Origin of the sequence: Shewanella sp. UCD-FRSSP16_17 (genome assembly GCF_001675935.1) — a bacterium.
Lineage (GTDB): Bacteria > Pseudomonadota > Gammaproteobacteria > Enterobacterales > Shewanellaceae > Shewanella > Shewanella japonica.
Genome location: NZ_LZFV01000035.1, coordinates 739,610 through 759,843, shown reverse-complemented (window position 1 = coordinate 759,843; position 20,234 = coordinate 739,610). Strand labels below are relative to the sequence as shown.

The following is a 20,234-nucleotide window of genomic DNA, read 5'->3' as shown; positions in this document are numbered from 1 at the left end:
ATGGTAGCAATGGCGGGACTTGAACCTGCGACCCCAGCATTATGAGTGCTGTGCTCTAACCAGCTGAGCTACATTGCCACTTTATTCTTTCTTGCCCTCGTCGTGAGGACGGGGCGTATTATGCTTATTCAGGGTATCGAGGTCAACTGCTTTTTTTAGCTATTTTCATCAATTGTTGTTGTTCGGCTATAAGTTCACCAAACTGAGCGTCAAATCGACAAAATATCTTAGTAAAGTTAACCTCAATCCCTTTTTTAAACAATCTTCACACTATTATAGTTTGAAAATCGCTTTTATACGTTGAATAAGAAATGCATTACATCGCCATCTTTAACGATATAACCTTTACCTTCGACACGTAATTTACCCGCATCCTTGGCACCAGCTTCACCTTTATACTCAATGAAGTCATCATAGCTCATCACTTGTGCACGAATGAAGCCACGCTCAAAGTCAGTATGAATAACACCAGCGGCCTGTGGAGCACTTGCGCCAACTGGCACTGTCCAAGCACGCACTTCTTTTACACCAGCGGTAAAGTAAGTTTGTAAATCCAGTAATTGGTAACCTGCACGAATCACACGATCAAGGCCTGGCTCGTCTAAACCGAGATCTGCCATAAACTCATCACGCTCTTCAGCGTCCATTTCTGCAAGCTCAGATTCAATTGCCGCACAAACAGCAACAACAACAGCATTCTCTGTTTCTGCAATCGCTTTTACTGCATCTAAATGCGGGTTGTTTTCAAAACCATCTTCAGACACGTTAGCAATATACATAGTAGGCTTAAGTGTTAAGAAGTTAAGGTAAGCAATAGCTGCTAACTCTTCTTTACTTAGCTCAAGTGAACGCAGCATTTGGCCTTCATCTAGCGTTGGGCGCATTTTCTCAAGCACTTCAACTTCAAACTTAGCCTCTTTATCGCCACCTTTAGCACGCTTTTGTTGACGTGTAATAGCACGCTCTAAACTGTCTAAGTCAGCTAATGCTAATTCAGTGTTAATCACTTCGATATCGCCAGCTGGATCAACTTTATTAGCAACGTGAACAATGTTTGGGTCTTCAAAACAACGAACCACATGACCAATCGCATCAGTTTCACGAATGTTAGCTAGGAACTTATTTCCTAAACCTTCACCTTTAGATGCACCAGCAACCAAACCTGCAATATCTACAAATTCCATTGTCGTTGGTAAAATACGCTCAGGGCTAACAATAGCAGCAAGCTTATCTAAACGAGAATCCGGTACTGGTACAACACCAGTGTTAGGCTCAATGGTACAAAACGGGAAGTTAGCTGCTTCAATTCCTGCTTTAGTTAACGCATTAAATAGTGTTGACTTACCAACGTTTGGCAAACCAACAATGCCGCATTTAAAACCCATATTTGTTACCTTTATCTATGTTGAACTGCACCAACACTGATGCAGTGAATATCAATAATCATCTTAAAACCGATGACGATTAGCCCGTTGATACGGATTAATCCTTACTCAGCTTTAAAAGTATGTAATCTGTTCATGGCTTTCGCCATATCTTGCTTAAATAAAATCTCTGTTGAACGCACTGCTTCATCTATTACTGCATTCATTTTTTCTTGATCTACTGCGGGCGCTTTACCCAGCACATAGCCACTGACACGATTTTTATCACCAGGATGGCCGATACCGATACGAAGACGATGGAAGCCTTTATCGTTGCCCATTTTCGCAATGATGTCTTTTAGACCGTTATGGCCTCCGTGACCGCCACCAAGTTTAAACTTAGCGACTCCCGGCTCCATATCCAGCTCATCATGTGCAACTAAAATTTGCTCTGGGGTAATTCTAAAAAAGTTAGCTAATGCACTCACTGACTTACCGCTTAAATTCATAAACGTTGTCGGTATTAATAACCTGACATCTTTACCGTCAATGGTCACTCTTGCGGTTAAACCAAAATATTTACTATCAGGTACTAAAGTAGCGCCACATAAACGTGCGAGTTCCTGCACATACCATGCACCTGCATTATGACGAGTTTGCGCGTATTCAGCGCCCGGATTTGCAAGGCCGACAATTAGTTTAATTTGACTCATTAGTACTCATTTTTTAGCGAAAATAATACCGCGCGAACAACAAATCAAAGTACAAAAACACACTGACAATGATCTGATTGCGCTAAAGCGCGGCATTTTAACACTCAAAACAGAACTCAACAAATACCCTGTGCTAATTAACCTAAACTGAAGATAATAACTTGGCACCAAGCGGCTGCTTTTACTGACCAGCGCATTTAATTTTATTGCCACAAACTGGCTATTGGCGCAAAGGCTGTGCCTAGTAAGAAGAAAAACAGCAGGAGAAAACGAGAAGATAGATGTTCAAAATTAGAAATGCCTGAACTTTTCAGGCACTTCATTCGACAACATTATTTAATTAATGATTCAGATCTGTGGGTATGGCTAGTCACAATATCGGTCATGCTAAGCCTAATGCATATTTAAGGACTTTCTTTTTGATTGGGTTGTCATGGTTTGCTAGCTTTAACATGCCATTTCTTAATAATTTGAGCGGCAATAAATTATTACTAAAACCAGCATAAAATGCATCCATCGCAGACATCATCAGTAAATTGTCGTTATAACGTTTGCACTGATATTGCTGTAACACGCTTCCAGTCCACCAAGGTTTATCGTTGCCAATGGCATCAGCAATAGTCGCAATCAATACATCGACATCTTTAAAACCAATATTCACCCCCTGCCCGGCAAGTGGGTTAATGGTATGTGCTGCATCACCTAATATGACCACATTGTCTTGATAATAGGTTTGCGCATGTCGACGTGTTAATGGAAAACTGCCTCTGTCGATAACGGTAAAGTCACTATCTAACCGCTCAGGGAAATGCTGTCTGATTTGTTCGGCAAGTTGCACAGGGTTGAGTTGCATTAATTGCTTAATTCGGCTGCGACTGTCATACCAAACTAATGACGCATTTTTACCTGGTAACGGTAAAAGCGAACGTGGGCCATGAGGTGTAAATTGTTGCCATGTGACATTTTGTTGCTCAGTCGCTGTGGCAACATTAATCAACATGGCTGATTGTGCATAATCCCAACCTGTAATGCCAATACCTGTCCACTGACGGACTTGTGAGTTAGCCCCATCGGCCCCCACAACCAGTGTTGCCATCAGCTCAGCACCAGAATCAAGACTGACTTTAACTTGTGTTGCTTCACTTGAGCTAACTCGTTCAAATCGACTTACACTGTTGGGGCAATATAAGGTGATATTGTCCATCGTCTCGATTTGTTGCCATAGACACAGTTGAATTAAGCGATTTTCAAAAAAGTAACCTAAATGCGGTTCATCTATTTGGTCCGCATGAAACCGAGTGATGCAATCATCCATCTCCCAAGTTTCTAAGCCTTTGTATGCCACATGACGTAATGATAATAAGGTGTCCATCACACCAAGACGGTCGAGCAATTGCTCAGAGGCGACACTAATTGCTGACACTCGAAGGTCCAGCGCTTGTTCTGGTTCATAGGCCTTGGGTTGATAAGCTTCAATCATTGCAACATTTAAGCCTAACTGCCCCAAGCCAACAGCAACTGCAGCCCCAACCATCCCGCCACCAACAATCACTACATCATGTTGAATCTCTTGACTTTGGTCACTGTCTTCAACCGTATCTTGAACTGCATCTTGCATTACTAAACCCTTCTCATCGCACGTCACACTTGTTTTAGTTAAATATGTGCAAACGTGTCTAAAATCGCTTAATCGTGTCGATATGTTGCTAGACAATCTTTGAGCAACACCTGCTTACAATGGTGACATATTAACCAGTAAACCTCTTCTTATACTCAAACTGTCTAATGAAAACACCTTGCACCACTTCTGTCATGCCAAGGTAAGAGAGGATACTATGTCTACTAACAGCACGTACGTACATTCTACAAAAATTAGCACCAAACTTTCGACAACGTCATTGGCGTTTAATGTAAAAAAAATCACCCGCGTTTTAGTGAGCACTATATTGGCCGTCACTGGGTTATTTTCTGCTGCATCTCATGCGCAAATACAACCAATGGAAACCGTCACTGTCATCTATCGCACGCCATTTGATTATGCCTTATATCAGCAAACCACGGAAATGCTCACTGGCTTTAATCGAGAGCTAGGCCAGAAAATTATTGCCCAAGCTCGCCAAGACAATGTCACCTTGGCAAAAAGATACGGTTTTTTTGCTGATGACGAACAAGAATTCGTCAATTTAGCAGCAGAGTTTACCCATTCATCAAGATTGCATGCTGATTTAAATCAAAAGGTCATGCTTCAAGCACGTTTAGATAATTTAGCGATGGCCGAAGATTTTGGCTTTTTTGCTAATCAATCAAATGAGTTAGCTCAGCAAGATAAATACCCTGAAAAAATAGGGGTATTCGCCATTTCAGAATAATGCTAACAAGATGTGCACAAAGGCTAGCCAGCGAGCCTTTGTGCAGTTAAAATACTCGGCTATTTTTCTGTGGTAATAGAACGGCGTAACTGATGAGTAAAAAACTGCACATAAAAACCTGGGGCTGCCAGATGAACGAGTACGATTCATCTAAAATGGCTGATTTGCTGGACGATTATCAAGGTTATACCTTGACTGAGGATGCTGAAGAAGCAGACGTACTGCTACTAAACACATGTTCAATTCGTGAAAAAGCACAGGAAAAAGTGTTTCATCAGCTTGGTCGCTGGAAAACCTTAAAAGATAAAAAACCTGATTTAATTATCGGTGTTGGCGGCTGTGTTGCGTCGCAAGAAGGTAAAGCAATTAAAGAACGTGCTCAGTGTGTTGATATTATTTTTGGCCCACAAACCTTACACCGTCTTCCTGAAATGATTACCCAAATCAATAACGGTGATAAAGCCGTTATTGATGTGAGCTTCCCTGAAATCGAAAAGTTTGACCGTTTACCTGAGCCTAAAGCTGATGGTCCAACGGCGTTCGTGTCCATTATGGAAGGTTGCAGTAAATATTGTTCATTCTGTGTAGTGCCATACACACGTGGTGAAGAAGTCAGCCGCCCTGTCGATGATGTGATTCTAGAAGTTGCACAACTCGCGGAGCAAGGTGTACGTGAAGTAAACCTACTTGGCCAAAACGTTAATGCATTCCGTGGTCCAACTCACGATGATGAAATCTGCACCTTTGCAGAACTCATTCGCTTAGTAGCATCTATTGATGGCATCGATCGTATTCGCTTTACCACGAGTCACCCTATCGAGTTTTCACAAGACATTATTGATGTCTATGAAGATACACCTGAATTAGTGAGCTTCTTGCACTTACCTGTTCAGTCAGGTTCAGATCGCATCTTAACTAACATGAAACGTGGCCATATGGCGATTGAATACAAGTCAATCATCCGTCGGTTACGTAAAGCCCGTCCTGATATTCACATCAGTTCTGACTTTATTATTGGTTTCCCAGGTGAAACTCAAGCAGACTTTGAAGACACCATGAAGTTGATTGAAGATGTGAGCTTTGATCACAGCTTCAGCTTTATCTACAGTGCACGTCCTGGTACTCCAGCAGCGGACTTGCCTGATGATGTATCCATGGAAGAGAAAAAACAGCGCCTAGCGATTTTACAAGACCGTATTACTCAACAAGCGATGCGTTACAGCCGTCAAATGCTAGGTACAGTGCAACGTATTATGGTAGAAGGTCCATCTGTAAAGAATCCAATGGAGCTTCGTGGTCGTACTGAAAATAATCGTGTCGTTAACTTTGAAGGCGATCCAAAGTGCATTGGTGGCTTTGTTGATGTTGAAATCGTTGACGTTTACACGAATTCATTACGTGGCGTATTTGTCCGTGGTGAAGACGAAATGGATTTACGTCGTAGTTTACGCCCGTCAGATATTTTGGCTAAACATAAAACCGATGATGATTTAGGTGTGACTCAGTTCACTCCAAACTAATCATTAATCAGATTATGTTTTGTTAATAAAGGCGGCCTTGAGCCGCCTTTATTATGCTTTTACCATCATAGCGTGGTATTTTAGCGTTTACACTCGTAGATTGATTGTTAATAAACTCTCGTTTTGGAGCAATATTTTTGTCCACTAAAGTAACAACCATGAATTTGTACCTTGAGCCCTCAGAGACTCGAAGGTTGGCCTCATTATGTGGTCCTTATAATGACAACATTAAACAACTTGAGCGCCGTTTAGGGGTTGAGATTGCCCACAAAAACAATCATTTCAAGATTGTAGGCCTACCACGCAACGCATTTAATGCGAATAATTTGCTCAAGCAGTTATATATTGAAACGCAAACGGTTAAAGGCAGCACCCCTGATCTTGAACCTGAGCGCGTGCATTTAGCCATACAAGAAGTCATCAACCTTGAAGCTGAAAGCTCAGGTGAGGACAGTGCCCTGCACATCAAAACTAAACGCGGTGTTATCAAGCCAAGAAATCCAAATCAAGCCAATTATGTGGCCAATATTGCCAAGCATGATATTACTTTTGGTATTGGTCCTGCTGGTACGGGTAAAACCTTCTTAGCCGTGGCTGCAGCCGTTGATGCCCTTGAGCGCCAAGAAGTCCGCCGTATCTTGTTAACTCGACCAGCGGTTGAAGCAGGTGAAAAGTTAGGTTTCTTGCCTGGTGATTTAAGCCAGAAAGTCGACCCTTACTTACGCCCGCTTTATGATGCATTATTTGAAATGCTTGGATTTGAAAAAGTTGAAAAACTGATTGAGCGTAACATTATTGAAATCGCCCCACTTGCCTATATGCGAGGCCGTACCTTAAATGATGCGTTTGTTATTTTGGATGAAAGCCAAAATACCACGGTTGAACAAATGAAAATGTTCCTAACCCGTATCGGCTTTAATTCTCGCGCCGTTATCACAGGTGATATTACTCAAATAGATTTGCCTCGTAGCCAAAAGTCTGGTCTACGCCAAGCTATCGAAGTGCTCAGCGAAGTGAATGACATCAGCTTTAACTTTTTCATGTCACACGATGTTGTGCGTCACCCAATTGTTGCTAGAATTGTTGAAGCCTATGATGCCTTCGACAGTAAAGAGCTAGCAATAAAAGCAGAAAAAGAGCGCCAGTACAAAAAGCGGCAAGAAGCATTTAACGAACAAATGACGCAAGAAAATCATGTTACTGAGGTCGTTAAAAATGAGCTCTGAGAAAAGCACGAAACTGGAGCTAGATGTAGACTTACAGATTGCGGTAAATGACCCACAAGCTATTCCGACACAAGAAGAGTTTGAATTATGGGTTCGCACCGCAATTGGTAACACAATGGCACAAGCTGAATTGACGATTCGTATTGTCGAAAATACTGAAAGTCAGCAGCTTAACCATACTTATCGAGGCAAGGATAAACCAACAAATGTTTTATCGTTTCCCTTCGATGCCCCACCAGGGGTAGAATTGCCACTTTTAGGTGATTTAATCATTGCTGCTGAGGTCGTAGAACTCGAAGCAAAACAACAAAATAAGCCCCTTGTTGCACATTGGGCTCATATGGTTATTCATGGCTGCTTGCATTTGCTAGGTTATGACCATATTATCGACAGTGAAGCCGAAGAAATGGAGTCATTAGAGACTCAACTCATTGAAGGTTTAGGTTTTTCAAATCCGTATAAGGAAGCATAAATAAGTCAAAGGATTGCATGAAAGTGCCCTCCAGCGATTTAGTAAAATATTATGAGTGACGACATCCCACCGAGTACCAGCGCCCGTAAAAAAAACTGGATTGACAAAATAGGTCAGTTGTTTCAGGGCGAACCTCAAAATCGTGAAGATCTTGTTGATGTGATTGCAGGCGCTGAAGAGCGTGATCTCATTACCGAAGATACTCGCGAAATGATGAATGGTGTTTTAGAAGTATCGGGTCTTCGCGTTCGCGATATTATGATCCCTCGAAGCCAAATAGTCACATTACAAATCGATAGTACTGTTGAAGAGTTACTTGAAACAGTCATCGAATCAGCACACTCTCGTTTTCCCGTAGTCAACGAAGATAAAGATCATATTGAAGGTATTTTGTTAGCAAAAGATCTACTCAAATATGGTTTTAAGCAATCTGACCAACCTTTCTCATTACACCAAGTCATTCGACCTGCTGTAGTTGTCCCAGAAAGTAAACGAGTCGATGTGCTGCTAAAAGAATTCCGCTCCCAACGTTATCATATGGCCATTGTGGTTGATGAGTACGGTGGCGTATCCGGTCTAGTCACCATTGAAGATATCTTGGAAGAAATCGTCGGCGAAATTGAAGACGAATTTGACCATAGCTCAGTGGAAGATACGGAAATCAAGAAGATCAGTAACACAGCGTTTATGATTAAAGCCCGCACGCCAATTGATGAATTCAATGAAGCTTGTGGTACCCAATTCAGCGACGAAGAGTTCGATACTGTCGGTGGTTTAGTGTCTCATGCCTTTGGTCATTTGCCAGAGCGTAATGAAAGCGTGTTAATCGAAGGCATTGAATTTAAAGTCACTAACGCTGATACTCGACGACTCATTCAGCTTAGTGTGAAGTTACCTGATCCTAAACTTCAAGAAGACAACGACGACTAACACTGTGTTTAAAAAAAATAATATCTCTGCATCATCTTTAGTTAAGATGATGACCGCTTTTATTGCGGGTGCTTCAACCACACTCGCTTTTGCGCCCTACTCCATTTGGGCCTTCTATCCAGCGGCGATGTTATTTGTCCTCTGGCAAAGCCGTAAATTAACCCCAAAAGAAAACTTCTTTCACTGGTTAAGTTTCGGCTTTGGCTGTTTTGCCTTTGGTATAAGCTGGGTACATGTCAGCATCGACACCTTTGGGGGATTACCCTTATTTGTATCGATGACATTAATGGGATTATTAGCACTTTACCTAGCACTTTATCCCGCACTGGCAGGCTACCTCACCGCCAAGCTTAGCCAACACCCTCGCTTTAAGCATTGGCATTGTTATTTCCAATATCTAGGTTTGTTTCCTGCTCTTTGGGTTATTACAGAGTGGATGCGAGGCTGGGTATTAACTGGGTTCCCGTGGTTATGGGCTGGCTACAGCCAAACCCAAGGGCCGCTTTCTGAGTTAGCCAGCATTGTTGGCGCACTTGGGTTAAGTTACATCATTGCCCTATTCTGTGGCTCTATTGCATTAGTCATGAAAAAACGCTTTATGAGTGCCATCATTATTTCTGCAGTGTTATTGGCGTCCACAATCGCAGCACCAATGATATCGGACATTACCCCTCGCAATGAGACTGTAAAAGTGGCCTTGGTGCAAGGTAATATTGCACAAAGCATGAAATGGGAGCCTGATGCACTATGGCCTACACTGCTAAAATACATGGACTTAAGCCGTCCAAATTTTGATGCTGATATTGTCATATGGCCAGAGGCTGCTGTTCCAGCACCAGAATCAATGGTGGGTGATTTTTTAAGAAACACAGATAAAGTCGCCAATATGAATGACAGTGCCATTATTACTGGCATCATCAGTCTGCAAAAGAATGATTTTTATAATTCTCTTATTGTCCTAGGTAACGCTAATAAAGCCGTTCAACCTATGGGCGATTATCAAGGCAATGGCACTAATGATTACAAAAAACACCACTTACTGCCTATCGGTGAATTCGTCCCGTTTGAGAGTCTACTAAGACCATTGGCACCGTTTTTTAATCTGCCCATGTCATCATTTGCTAGGGGAAATTTTCAACAGCAAAATCTTAACGCTATGGGGTATCAAATTGCTCCAGCACTTTGCTATGAAATCGTATTTCCAGAACAGCTTCGCGCCAATACTCATGCTGATACTGATTTACTGCTTACAGTGTCAAATGATGCATGGTTTGGTGACTCAATTGGCCCCCTACAGCACATGGAAATTGCCCAAATGCGCTCAATTGAGCTTGGTAGACCACTGGTTCGAGCAACCAATAATGGCGTGACAGCTGTGGTTGATGTCCACGGGCGTATTACCCACCAAATACCACAATTTAAAGAAGGCGTATTAGTGGCCGATGTCGCTTTATATGACGGTGAAACTTGGTTTAAACATCTAGGTCAGACCCCATTATTGATATTGTGCTGGTTACTATTACTCGTTGGCATCGCTATTCAAGTGTCGATATGGAAACAGAGCAAAACTGATTGAACCAAAAACAAAAGCAAACAGGGTTTACCTTAATTGAGCTCGTTGTTGTCATTATCATTTTGGCTATTTTAGCCATTGTGGCAGCACCTAAATTTATCACTGTCTCTACAGAAGCTAGAGTCAGTGGCCTTGCACAGCTCAATGCCAGTGCTAAAACAGCAAATAATCTTGTTTATGCCCGCTCACAAATGAGTAGTTTCTCAACCCAATCAGTAGGAAATAGAACGGATTTATTGGATATTGATTTAGAAGGTGATGGCAGCTTTAATACCCGCCTAAAATGGGGTTACCTAGACAATACTGATATCGAAAAATGGCTCATTCTTGATGATGGTTTTGTGATTGAGTACCAAGGTATTGCAAATACCTTTATCGGTTACGATCTAAACCAAGACGGCAAAGTCCAAGATGACCTATGTTATTTTCTCTATAGCCAAGCTGCTAACGCAACCAGCCCACCAGGCTATGTTAACGAGGTGTCTGGGTGTTAAACCGTTAATTGGCTCAGCTGAGCCAATTAACCTTAGCTAAAACATTAAGGTGCTAATGATTCTCGGGTGAACATTTCATTATCACACTGAGGGCAGTCAGGAATTAAGCTTGGAAACTCAATGCTCATTTCATGGTTACATTCAGTACAAATGACCTTTCCTTGGTTAATCACCTCACCCGACATATAAAAGCCCTTGTGTTTGAAGTCTTGGGCAATCTCATGCCATTCAACTTGGCTTCTATCCGTAATTTCACCTAGCCAATGCCAAAGGGTGTTTTCTAAAGTGATAACCGTAGGACTAAAACTGAGATTTTCAGCATTTTCCTCTTTTACATAGCTTGCGATGTCACGCTTTAAAAATTCTTCTACTAAAGCGAGTTCCTCTGCTTGAGCTTCTGACTTCAATTGCAAATAATCTTTACACTGGGTTACTGATGCAAAAAGGCTCTTTGCAGTCAATGAGTTATCTTCTTCATAGCGCTGTTTCACTTGCTCAAAAAGCGTCTGATAAAGCCCTAATAACGCTGAACTTCTTCCACTCATAAAAAATACTCCTTCATCTGAACCTTTTTAATGCATCACTTCTAGTTTATTCTATGCAGATCTCACTCGCGCTTTTTAGCGTTAGATCAAACAATGGGCGGCATAGGCCGGAATAGATTGATGCAAGAGCAATATAATCCCTCAGAAATTGAAGCCCTAGTGCAAAAGCACTGGGAAGACAAAAAAACCTTCGAAGTTACAGAAGATGAAAACAAAGAGAAATTTTACTGTCTCTCAATGTTCCCTTATCCATCTGGTCGACTTCACATGGGACACGTCCGTAACTACACCATAGGTGATGTTGTTGCTCGTTACCAACGTTTGCAAGGTAAAAATGTATTACAACCTATCGGTTGGGACTCATTCGGCCTACCTGCTGAAAATGCGGCAATCAACAACAAGACTGCCCCAGCACCGTGGACATACGAAAATATCGACTACATGAAAAACCAGCTTAAACTATTAGGTTTTGGTTATGATTGGAGTCGTGAAATTGCGACTTGTACTCCTGAGTACTACCAGTGGGAGCAATGGTTCTTCACCAAGCTATACGAAAAAGGCTTAGTCTATAAAAAGACTGCGTCAGTAAACTGGTGTCCAAACGATGAAACCGTACTCGCCAATGAACAAGTACAAGACGGCTGCTGCTGGCGCTGTGACACTGAAGTGGTTCAAAAAGAAATCCCTCAGTGGTTCATCAAAATTACCGATTACGCTGAAGAGCTATTAAATGATATTGATCAGCTAGACGAATGGCCTGAACAGGTTAAGTCGATGCAGCGTAACTGGATTGGCCGCAGTGAAGGTATCGAAATGACCTTTAATGTTGCTAACAGTGACGAGACGTTCGATATCTACACAACACGTCCTGATACCGTTATGGGTGTGACGTATGTTGCGATTGCAAGCGGTCACCCGCTAGCAGAAAAAGCCGCGCTGAATAACCCAGAGTTAGCTGCATTCATTGAAGAATGTAAAAACGTTGATACCACTGAAGCTGCTATGGCTGCTATGGAGAAAAAAGGCGTTGCAACGGGTCTTAATGCCATTCACCCATTAACGGGTAAAGAAGTCCCAATTTGGGTCGGAAACTTTGTATTAATGAACTATGGTACAGGCGCTGTTATGTCTGTTCCTGCTCATGATCAACGTGATTACGAATTTGCTAAAAAGTATGGTTTAACCATTGAAGCTGTAATTAAGCCAGTTGATGGTGAGCTAGATATTAGTGAAGAAGCCTTCACTGAAAAAGGCGTACTATTTAATTCAGCTGAGTTCGACGGTCTTGAATTCCAAGCCGCTTTTGATGCGATTGATGCAAAACTTGCCGCAGAAGGTAAAGGTAAGCGTCAAGTCAACTTCCGTCTACGTGACTGGGGTGTTTCTCGTCAACGCTACTGGGGCGCACCAATTCCAATGGTGACCCTTGAAGACGGTACTGTCATGCCAACGCCAGAAGAGCAACTACCCGTTGTCTTACCTGAAGATGTGGTAATGGATGGTATTCAAAGCCCAATTAAAGCAGACAAAGAGTGGGCTAAGACTGAAGTTAACGGCCAGAGCGCACTGCGTGAAACAGATACCTTCGATACCTTTATGGAGTCATCTTGGTACTACGCACGTTACTGTAGCCCGCATGCCGATCAAATGCTTGACCCTGCTAAAGCGAACTACTGGTTACCAGTGGATCAATACATTGGTGGTATCGAACATGCGTGTATGCACTTACTTTACTTCCGTTTCTTCCACAAATTACTTCGCGATATCGGATTAGTAGATTCGAACGAGCCAGCAAAACGTCTATTGACTCAAGGTATGGTACTTGCTGATGCTTACTACTACACCAATGAGAAAGGCGCTCGAGTTTGGGTTTCTCCAGCTGATGTAACAGTTCAAGAAACTGACGACAAAGGCCGTGTAGTTAAGGCTGTCGACAAAGAAGGTCATGAACTGGTTTACACCGGTATGAGCAAAATGTCGAAGTCTAAGAATAACGGTATTGACCCACAAGAAATGGTTGATAAATACGGTGCTGATACCGTACGTTTATTCATGATGTTTGCTGCACCACCTGAGCTAACTCTTGAGTGGCAAGAATCAAGTGTTGAAGGTGCACATCGCTTTATTAAGCGTTTATGGAAAACGGCACACGATCATGTTGCTCAAGGTGACGTTGTTGCTCTTGACCCTAAAGCGCTTGATAACAATCAAAAAGCACTTCGTCGTGAATTGCATAAGACCATCGCCAAAGTCAGTGATGACATCGAGCGTCGTCAAATGTTCAACACAGCTATTGCCGCTATCATGGAGCTAATGAACAAATTGCAAAAAGCACCGTCTGCTAACGAGCAAGACCGTGCACTTATGCAAGAAGCATTAACTGCAGTAACGCGTTTGCTTTACCCTATCATTCCACATACAAGCTTTAGCTTATGGACTGCATTAGGTAACCAAACTGATATTGAAGATAGCTTATGGCCAACCGTTGATGAGTCAGCACTGGTTGAAGACAGCAAACTTATTATCGTTCAAGTGAATGGTAAACTGCGCGCTAAAATCACCGTTGCTGCAGATGCATCAAAAGAAGAAGTTGAAGCATTAGGCTTAGCGGATGAAAACGTACAAAAGTTCACTGACGGTGTCACCGTGCGTAAAGTGATTTACGTACCAGGTAAACTGCTGAACATTGTTGCAAAATAATCATTTTCAACAATTAACGCTGTTCACTACAGTGAAATAATGCATTTTCTGACAGTAAGGTTGCTATTGATTAGCAACCTTACTTATTTCCCTGTAATCTATTATTCAACTTTGCTTTAGCAAAATATCCACTCCAACGTTTAAAAGGATGCCAATAACAGTGATGCTAATACAACGCATTAGCTTGGCAATAATCGCACTGGTTATCTTAACCACTGCAGGTTGCGGCTTTAAATTACAACGCAGTTATTCTATTCCAGCTGAGCTTGAAGAATTACATTTAAGCACCAGCGATCAATACAGTGAGCTATCAAGACTGGTAAGCGACAGATTACGTATTCATGCAGTCTCAACAGTACCTGCATCAGATACAACGCCAACACTAAGGTTAATTAACGACTCATTAGAGCGAGCGACATTATCGTTATACCCAACAGGTAACGTTGCCGAATACGAATTGATTTATTTAGTGAATTATTCCGTCACTTTGCCACAATCTGAACCACAAATTTTCCATGCTGAAGTACGTCGCGATTACCAAGACGATCCTCGTACAGCTCTCGCTAAAAGTCGCGAGATGGATATGTTGGTCAAAGAAATGCGTATTCAAGCAGCTGACAACATTATTCAAACGTTGGCCTCAATCGAGGTGAATTGATGCGGGTTTACCCAGATCAAATAAGCCAGCATTTAAAAAATCCGCAAGGTTGCTACCTGTTATTTGGCGATGACCCATGGCTCATCGAAAATTGCAAAGGACAGATTTTAGCTGCAGCGAAAAAGCATGGCTTTGATGAACGTGTTCACTTAACTCAAGAAACAGGTTTCAGCTGGAATGATTTGATTCAGGAGTGGCAATCCATGAGTTTATTTGCCAGTCGACGGATCATTGAATTAACCCTGCCACAAGCTAAACCCGGCACAGAAGGCTCTGCTGCATTAATTTCAATGATGCAAAGCCCTAATCCAGACATTATTTTACTTATTCACGGACCAAAGCTGTCCGCTGAAACTAAAAGTAAATGGTTTAAGACCCTCGATGCATCCGGCATTTATTTACCTTGTACTACCCCAGAAGGGAAGCAATTTCAGCGCTGGCTAGATAACCGAATCCATCATTATCATTTGCAAGTGCAAATGGATGCCAAAGCCATGCTGTTTAATTTGTTTGAAGGTAACTTATTAGCAGCAGAGCAAGCACTACAGCTACTGCAATTACTCAGTCCGGAACAACCGATTCATAGTGATCATTTAACTGATTATTTTGAAGATCAATCTCGCTTTACCGTATTTCAGCTTACGGATGCCCTATTAGGTAACCATCAAAAGCACGCACAGCACATGCTGGTGCAATTAAATGGTGAAGGCACCGCCATGCCAATTTTAATGTGGGCACTGTTTAAAGAACTTAATGTACTGCTTAGTTTAAAAACGGCGGTCGAAGAAGGCGCACAGCTTAATAGTCTTTGGCAGCAGCACCGAATATGGGATAAACGCAAACCGCTTTATCAAGCAGCATTAACGCGCTTAACCCTAAGCCAAATCGAACACATGCTTGCCTTTGCTTCAAGAATGGAAATGAATCTCAAACAACACGGTATTGAAGATTGGACCGCTATGAGCCATTTATGTCTGCTATTTGATCCAAATGCACATCGCCGCCTTGCCCATATTGAGCTACAGACATGAAAATAGGATTACTAGGCGGCACTTTTGACCCAATTCATTTAGGTCACATCAAGCCCGCATTGGAAGTCTTGCATCAGCTAAATCTCGATAAAATTTGGTTAATGCCAAATCATATACCGCCCCACAAACAATCAACGACAGTCAACAGTCAACATCGTCTTGCAATGACTCAAGCTGTCTGTGAGCTATATGATGAGTTTGCACTTTGTGATATTGAAATTAATCGTGACACGCCATCATATTCGGTAGCAACATTAGCATTACTTAAACAGCAATATCCCCAGCATCAGTTTTACTTCATTATGGGAACCGACTCGTTTATCCAATTACCCACTTGGTATCACTGGCAATCATTATTCGACTTATGTCATATCGTCGTGTGTCAGCGTCCAGGCTGGCAGTTAACAGCTGAACATCCAATGGCAAGCATATTAGCAGATAACCAACTCGTCAGTACCAGTGCATTGACAGGAAAAATCTACCCTATCGAAGTACAGCCACAAGATATCTCCTCGACACAAATACGCCAATTGCTGAGCAATTTAACGCTCGAAGAACGCCAAGACTCAAATAATGCACAGCTAAATGCATTACTCCCTGAGGTCATTCAGCAATACATTTGCCAACATAGTCTGTATCAAGCTAATTAAGCTGTTCATTTGCACGCCAGTTCAATTGCGCTAACAGGGGTATTTTGCGTATAATGCCCCGTTGTTTTAACAGATCGAGGTAAGTGACGTGCAGAGCACGGAATTAAAAGATTTTGTTGTCGATAAGATCGATGACCTAAAAGCCAAAGACGTTGTGGTATTAGACGTGGCAAACCAATCGCACATTACTGATTTTATGGTAATTTGTTCTGGTACATCAAAAACACATGTTCGTGCAATCGCAGAGAATATGATCGTCGAAGCTAAAACTGCAGGCATGCAACCATTAGGTGTTGAAGGTCGTGATAGCAGCGAATGGGTACTGGTTGATTTAGGTGGCGTAATTTTACACGTGATGCAGCAAGCAACACGCGAATTCTACGACCTAGAAAAACTATGGACTGATAGCGACGCATAATGAAGTTACAACTGATTGCTGTTGGCACTAAGATGCCAGATTGGGTCACCCGCGGATTTGAAGAGTACCAACGTCGCTTTCCTCGCGATATGGCGTTAGAACTGATTGAAATCCCCGCAGGAAAGCGCGGTAAAAATGCTGATATAGCACGCATTCTTCAAAAAGAAGGCGAACTTATGCTAGCAGCAGTGCCCAAAGGCAATCACATTGTAAGCCTAGATTTGCCAGGCAAGAATTGGGAAACGCCCCAACTTGCTCAGCAACTCAGTAAATGGCAACTTGATGGCCGCGATGTCAGCTTATTGATTGGCGGTCCTGAAGGTCTTGCTCCTGACTGTAAAGCAGCAGCAAGCCAAAGTTGGTGTTTATCTGCACTGACTTTACCCCATCCATTAGTTCGAGTTTTGGTGGCAGAAAGCCTTTATCGAGCATGGAGCATAAATAACAACCACCCCTACCACAGAGAATAAACCTAATTGGTAAAGCGCTGGTAAAAGTGAAGTTAATTCAGCTAATATAGCTATTCTGAATTTTTTCTGCCTTACCCCTATCGGAGATAGCTTAAGTGTCGCCAAAAAAGCGCATTGCCATGCACGACCACGCTGCCGAGGCGTCGCTATTCAAACGTCGTGCTTTGTTTACCTTCCTGTGCGTATTTGTCCTAATCAGTATCCTGCTATCTAATCTATACCAATTGCAGGTTGTCTCTTTCCAAGATTACGAAACACGCTCCAATGATAACCGTATTCGTGTGGTGCCTGTTGCACCTAGTCGTGGTCTTATTTATGACAGACACGGACAGTTACTGGCTGAAAACCAACCTTTTTATACGTTAGAACTGATCCCAGAAAAAGCGCAAGGAATAACTGAGTCGCTGGATAAACTCAATGAGATCATTGCACTCACCCCAGATGAACGAGAAAGCATCACTGAAAGATTGCGTTATCATCGTCGCTTTAAGCCACTTACAATTAAATCCCGTCTCACTGAAGAACAAGTTGCCACATTTAGTGTTAACCAACACCAATTTCCTGGCTTTAGAGTAGAGGCAGGCCTTAAACGTCATTACCCATATGAAGGCTTAATGACCCATGTATTGGGTTATGTTGGAAAAATTAATGCTCGTGACCGTGCTTCACTTGAAAGCTCAGGACAATGGAAAAACTATGCCGCAACCAATGACATTGGCAAACAAGGCATCGAAAAATTCTACGAAAGCTTATTATTAGGTAAACCAGGCCACTTGGAAGAAGAAGTGAATAACCGTGGCCGAGTGATCCGTACCTTAAAAGTCACCCCGCCGACACCGGGTCAAGATATCTACTTAACATTAGATTTAAAACTGCAGCAAAAAGCCATGGAGTTACTCGATGGTCGCCGTGGCTCTGTTGTCGCTATTGACCCGCAAGATGGTGGTGTTCTTGCCATGGTTTCTAGCCCAACTTACGACCCTAATTTATTCGTACATGGCATTAGTTCTAAAGCCTATAGCGCATTACTTAATGATAAATCTAGGCCTTTGATTAACCGTGCAACACAAGGTCAATATTCACCTGCATCGACGATTAAACCCCATGTCGCACTGCTTGGGCTAGAAGAAAAAACCATTACCGAGAAAACCCGTATTTGGGATCCTGGCTTTTGGCAAATTCCGAATGTTGAGCGTAAGTACCGAGATTGGAAACGTTGGGGTCACGGTTGGGTAGATGTGTATAGTTCAATCATGGATTCCTGCGACACGTTTTTCTATGATCTCGCCTATAAAGTCGGTGTCGATAAAATTGCCCAGTTTATGTCCCAATTTGGTTTTGGCGAATCCACTGGCATCGATATTTACGAAGAGGCCAACGGCATCATGCCTTCAAAAGATTGGAAGCGCATGCGCTATAACCAACCTTGGTATATTGGTGACACTATTTCGGTGGGAATTGGCCAAGGCTACTGGACAACCACGCCATTACAGTTAACGAATGCTGCCACCATATTAGCCAATCATGGACAGCGCTTCACACCTCATTTGTTAAAATCATTTAAAGATGAAACATCAAAAATTGATACACCGATAGATGAGCAAGCCCCAATTGTGCTCGATAATGACAACAACTGGGAAATCATCAATGAAGCAATGCGCCGCACAGCTTACAAATCTCGCTTTACCGATGCTACTTATACCGCAGCAATGAAAACCGGTACGGCGCAAGTATTCAGTGTCGCACAAGATGCCAAATACGATTCTGAAACCGTTGCAGAGCATTTACGAGATAACGCATTAATCATTGCCTATGCCCCTTATGAAAACCCGAAAATAGTCTTAGCAGTTGTACTTGAAAATGCTGGCTGGGGTGGTGTTAATGCAGGGCCAGTTGCCCGTGCTCTATTGGATGAATATATGTTACGTGACGAATGGAAGGTAGAAGAATGAATGCTTCTCACCACCCACATAAAAAAAATATCTGGCAAAAACTTCACATAGATTTGCCACTATTACTGGGCCTATTAGCATTAATGCTATTTGGCTTATTTGTGATTTATTCAGCCAGTGGCGAAGATGCTGCCATGATGGAGCGTCAGTTAGTTCGCTTAACACTGTCGCTAGGCGTAATGTTTGTATTTGCACAAATTAACCCTGAAATCCTCAGGCGGTGGGCTCTGCCCATCTACGTTGCAGGCATAATACTGCTCTTGGGAGTGCACTTTTTTGGCACCATCAATAAAGGCGCACAACGTTGGTTAAACCTCGGTTTTATGGAGTTTCAGCCCTCTGAACTCATCAAATTAGCCTTCCCAATTACGATGGCTTGGTATATCAGTAAGTTTCCATTGCCGCCTAAAAAGCGCCACTTAGCGGGCGGTTTAGTCATACTGTTAATCCCAACCTTATTAATTGCCAAACAACCGGATTTAGGAACGTCGATTCTTGTTGCCGCATCAGGTGTATTTGTCCTGTTTTTATCAGGCATGAGCTGGGTTATTGTCGGCAGTTGTGTCGCAGCAATTTTGGCGCTTCTGCCAATACTGTGGTTCTTTTTAATGCACGATTATCAACGCACACGTGTGATGACCCTATTCGATCCTGAACGTGACCCTCTAGGTGCTGGCTATCATATTATCCAATCCAAAATTGCCATTGGTTCTGGTGGTCTATGGGGTAAAGGCTGGCTACAGGGCTCACAATCACAATTAGAATTCTTACCTGAGCGCCACACTGATTTCATTTTTGCCGTGATAGGCGAAGAGTTTGGTTTGATTGGTAGTTTAATTTTATTAGGCTTGTACTTGTATATCATTGGCCGAGGCCTTGTTATCGCCTCACGAGCACAAACCAGTTTTGCCCGCTTGCTCGCAGGCAGTATTACCCTGACCTTCTTCGTTTATATTTTCGTGAATATTGGCATGGTTTCCGGCATTTTACCTGTAGTGGGCGTACCACTGCCGTTAGTCAGCTATGGCGGTACATCGATGATGACATTGATGATAGGATTTGGCATCTTAATGAGTATTCATACTCATCGACGATTCATAGACCGTTAAGTATTGCGCTGTATATTATGCGTAGAGTCGTAACACAACG

General features: G+C 42.5%; 19 protein-coding genes and 1 tRNA gene. 15 read left to right on the top strand and 5 right to left on the bottom strand.

The annotated features are described in order from the left end of the window. Window position 1: 1 nt before the first annotated feature. The 4 genes from A9267_RS16985 to A9267_RS16970 form a co-directional block, all read right to left on the bottom strand. Window positions 2-78, bottom strand: a tRNA-Met gene (locus A9267_RS16985). Between the two features lie 215 nt (window positions 79-293). After that, window positions 294-1,385, bottom strand: coding sequence for a redox-regulated ATPase YchF (ychF, locus tag A9267_RS16980; RefSeq protein ID WP_055025752.1), 1,092 nt, complete (start codon window positions 1,383-1,385; stop codon window positions 294-296). A 104-nt stretch (window positions 1,386-1,489) separates the two neighbouring features. Further along, the gene (gene pth, locus A9267_RS16975) at window positions 1,490-2,077 is read right to left on the bottom strand and encodes an aminoacyl-tRNA hydrolase (RefSeq protein ID WP_055025753.1); all 588 of its coding nucleotides are present in this window, start codon (window positions 2,075-2,077) and stop codon (window positions 1,490-1,492) included. A gap of 382 nt (window positions 2,078-2,459) precedes the next feature. Then, complete coding sequence (locus A9267_RS16970; RefSeq protein WP_065110023.1) at window positions 2,460-3,695, bottom strand: FAD-dependent monooxygenase; 1,236 nt, start codon at window positions 3,693-3,695, stop codon at window positions 2,460-2,462. 217 nt (window positions 3,696-3,912) lie between these two features. Here A9267_RS16970 and A9267_RS16965 point away from each other — a divergent pair, with 217 nt between their 5' ends. From A9267_RS16965 to A9267_RS16935, 7 genes are all read left to right on the top strand, one after another. Next, entirely contained in the window at window positions 3,913-4,446 is a 534-nt protein-coding gene (locus tag A9267_RS16965) for a hypothetical protein (RefSeq protein ID WP_065110022.1), read from the top strand. A gap of 92 nt (window positions 4,447-4,538) precedes the next feature. Then, entirely contained in the window at window positions 4,539-5,966 is a 1,428-nt protein-coding gene (gene miaB, locus A9267_RS16960) for a tRNA (N6-isopentenyl adenosine(37)-C2)-methylthiotransferase MiaB (RefSeq protein WP_055025756.1), read from the top strand. A gap of 137 nt (window positions 5,967-6,103) precedes the next feature. After that, entirely contained in the window at window positions 6,104-7,192 is a 1,089-nt protein-coding gene (locus A9267_RS16955) for a PhoH family protein (protein WP_065110021.1), read from the top strand. Beyond that, window positions 7,182-7,664 carry an rRNA maturation RNase YbeY gene (gene ybeY / locus A9267_RS16950; RefSeq protein WP_055025758.1) on the top strand — a complete coding sequence of 161 codons (483 nt, stop codon included), beginning with the start codon at window positions 7,182-7,184 and terminating at the stop codon, window positions 7,662-7,664. Before A9267_RS16955 ends, ybeY begins: the two co-directional genes overlap by 11 nt. Before the next feature lie 51 nt (window positions 7,665-7,715). Beyond that, the gene (gene corC / locus A9267_RS16945; RefSeq protein ID WP_055025759.1) at window positions 7,716-8,594 is read left to right on the top strand and encodes a CNNM family magnesium/cobalt transport protein CorC; all 879 of its coding nucleotides are present in this window, start codon (window positions 7,716-7,718) and stop codon (window positions 8,592-8,594) included. Window positions 8,595-8,640: 46 nt separating this feature from the next. Next, a complete protein-coding gene (lnt, locus tag A9267_RS16940) occupies window positions 8,641-10,170 on the top strand; it encodes an apolipoprotein N-acyltransferase (RefSeq protein WP_065110079.1) in 1,530 nt (509 codons plus the stop codon). Continuing rightward, window positions 10,167-10,661, top strand: coding sequence for a prepilin-type N-terminal cleavage/methylation domain-containing protein (locus tag A9267_RS16935; RefSeq protein ID WP_065110020.1), 495 nt, complete (start codon window positions 10,167-10,169; stop codon window positions 10,659-10,661). Before lnt ends, A9267_RS16935 begins: the two co-directional genes overlap by 4 nt. A gap of 44 nt (window positions 10,662-10,705) precedes the next feature. Here A9267_RS16935 and A9267_RS16930 read toward each other — a convergent pair whose 3' ends face one another. Next, complete coding sequence (locus tag A9267_RS16930; RefSeq protein ID WP_055025761.1) at window positions 10,706-11,206, bottom strand: zinc ribbon-containing protein; 501 nt, start codon at window positions 11,204-11,206, stop codon at window positions 10,706-10,708. A 120-nt stretch (window positions 11,207-11,326) separates the two neighbouring features. Between A9267_RS16930 and leuS the strand changes: the two genes are divergently transcribed. The 8 genes from leuS (at window position 11,327) to rodA (ending at window position 20,194) form a co-directional block, all read left to right on the top strand. Then, complete coding sequence (gene leuS, locus A9267_RS16925) at window positions 11,327-13,906, top strand: leucine--tRNA ligase (protein WP_065110019.1); 2,580 nt, start codon at window positions 11,327-11,329, stop codon at window positions 13,904-13,906. A gap of 163 nt (window positions 13,907-14,069) precedes the next feature. Beyond that, window positions 14,070-14,564 carry an LPS-assembly lipoprotein LptE gene (locus A9267_RS16920; RefSeq protein ID WP_055025763.1) on the top strand — a complete coding sequence of 165 codons (495 nt, stop codon included), beginning with the start codon at window positions 14,070-14,072 and terminating at the stop codon, window positions 14,562-14,564. Next, a complete protein-coding gene (holA, locus tag A9267_RS16915) occupies window positions 14,564-15,595 on the top strand; it encodes a DNA polymerase III subunit delta (RefSeq protein ID WP_065110018.1) in 1,032 nt (343 codons plus the stop codon). Before A9267_RS16920 ends, holA begins: the two co-directional genes overlap by 1 nt. After that, complete coding sequence (gene nadD, locus A9267_RS16910) at window positions 15,592-16,245, top strand: nicotinate-nucleotide adenylyltransferase (protein ID WP_065110017.1); 654 nt, start codon at window positions 15,592-15,594, stop codon at window positions 16,243-16,245. Before holA ends, nadD begins: the two co-directional genes overlap by 4 nt. An 88-nt stretch (window positions 16,246-16,333) precedes the next feature. Then, complete coding sequence (gene rsfS, locus A9267_RS16905; protein ID WP_055025766.1) at window positions 16,334-16,663, top strand: ribosome silencing factor; 330 nt, start codon at window positions 16,334-16,336, stop codon at window positions 16,661-16,663. Next, complete coding sequence (rlmH, locus tag A9267_RS16900) at window positions 16,663-17,133, top strand: 23S rRNA (pseudouridine(1915)-N(3))-methyltransferase RlmH (protein WP_055025767.1); 471 nt, start codon at window positions 16,663-16,665, stop codon at window positions 17,131-17,133. The genes rsfS and rlmH overlap by 1 nt, the downstream gene beginning before the upstream one ends. A gap of 95 nt (window positions 17,134-17,228) precedes the next feature. Continuing rightward, window positions 17,229-19,085: a penicillin-binding protein 2 gene (gene mrdA / locus A9267_RS16895; protein WP_065110016.1), complete on the top strand. Its 1,857-nt coding sequence runs from the start codon at window positions 17,229-17,231 to the stop codon at window positions 19,083-19,085. Further along, on the top strand, window positions 19,082-20,194 hold the full coding sequence (gene rodA, locus A9267_RS16890) for a rod shape-determining protein RodA (protein ID WP_055025769.1): 1,113 nt from the start codon (window positions 19,082-19,084) through the stop codon (window positions 20,192-20,194). The genes mrdA and rodA overlap by 4 nt, the downstream gene beginning before the upstream one ends. Window positions 20,195-20,234 lie beyond the last annotated feature (40 nt).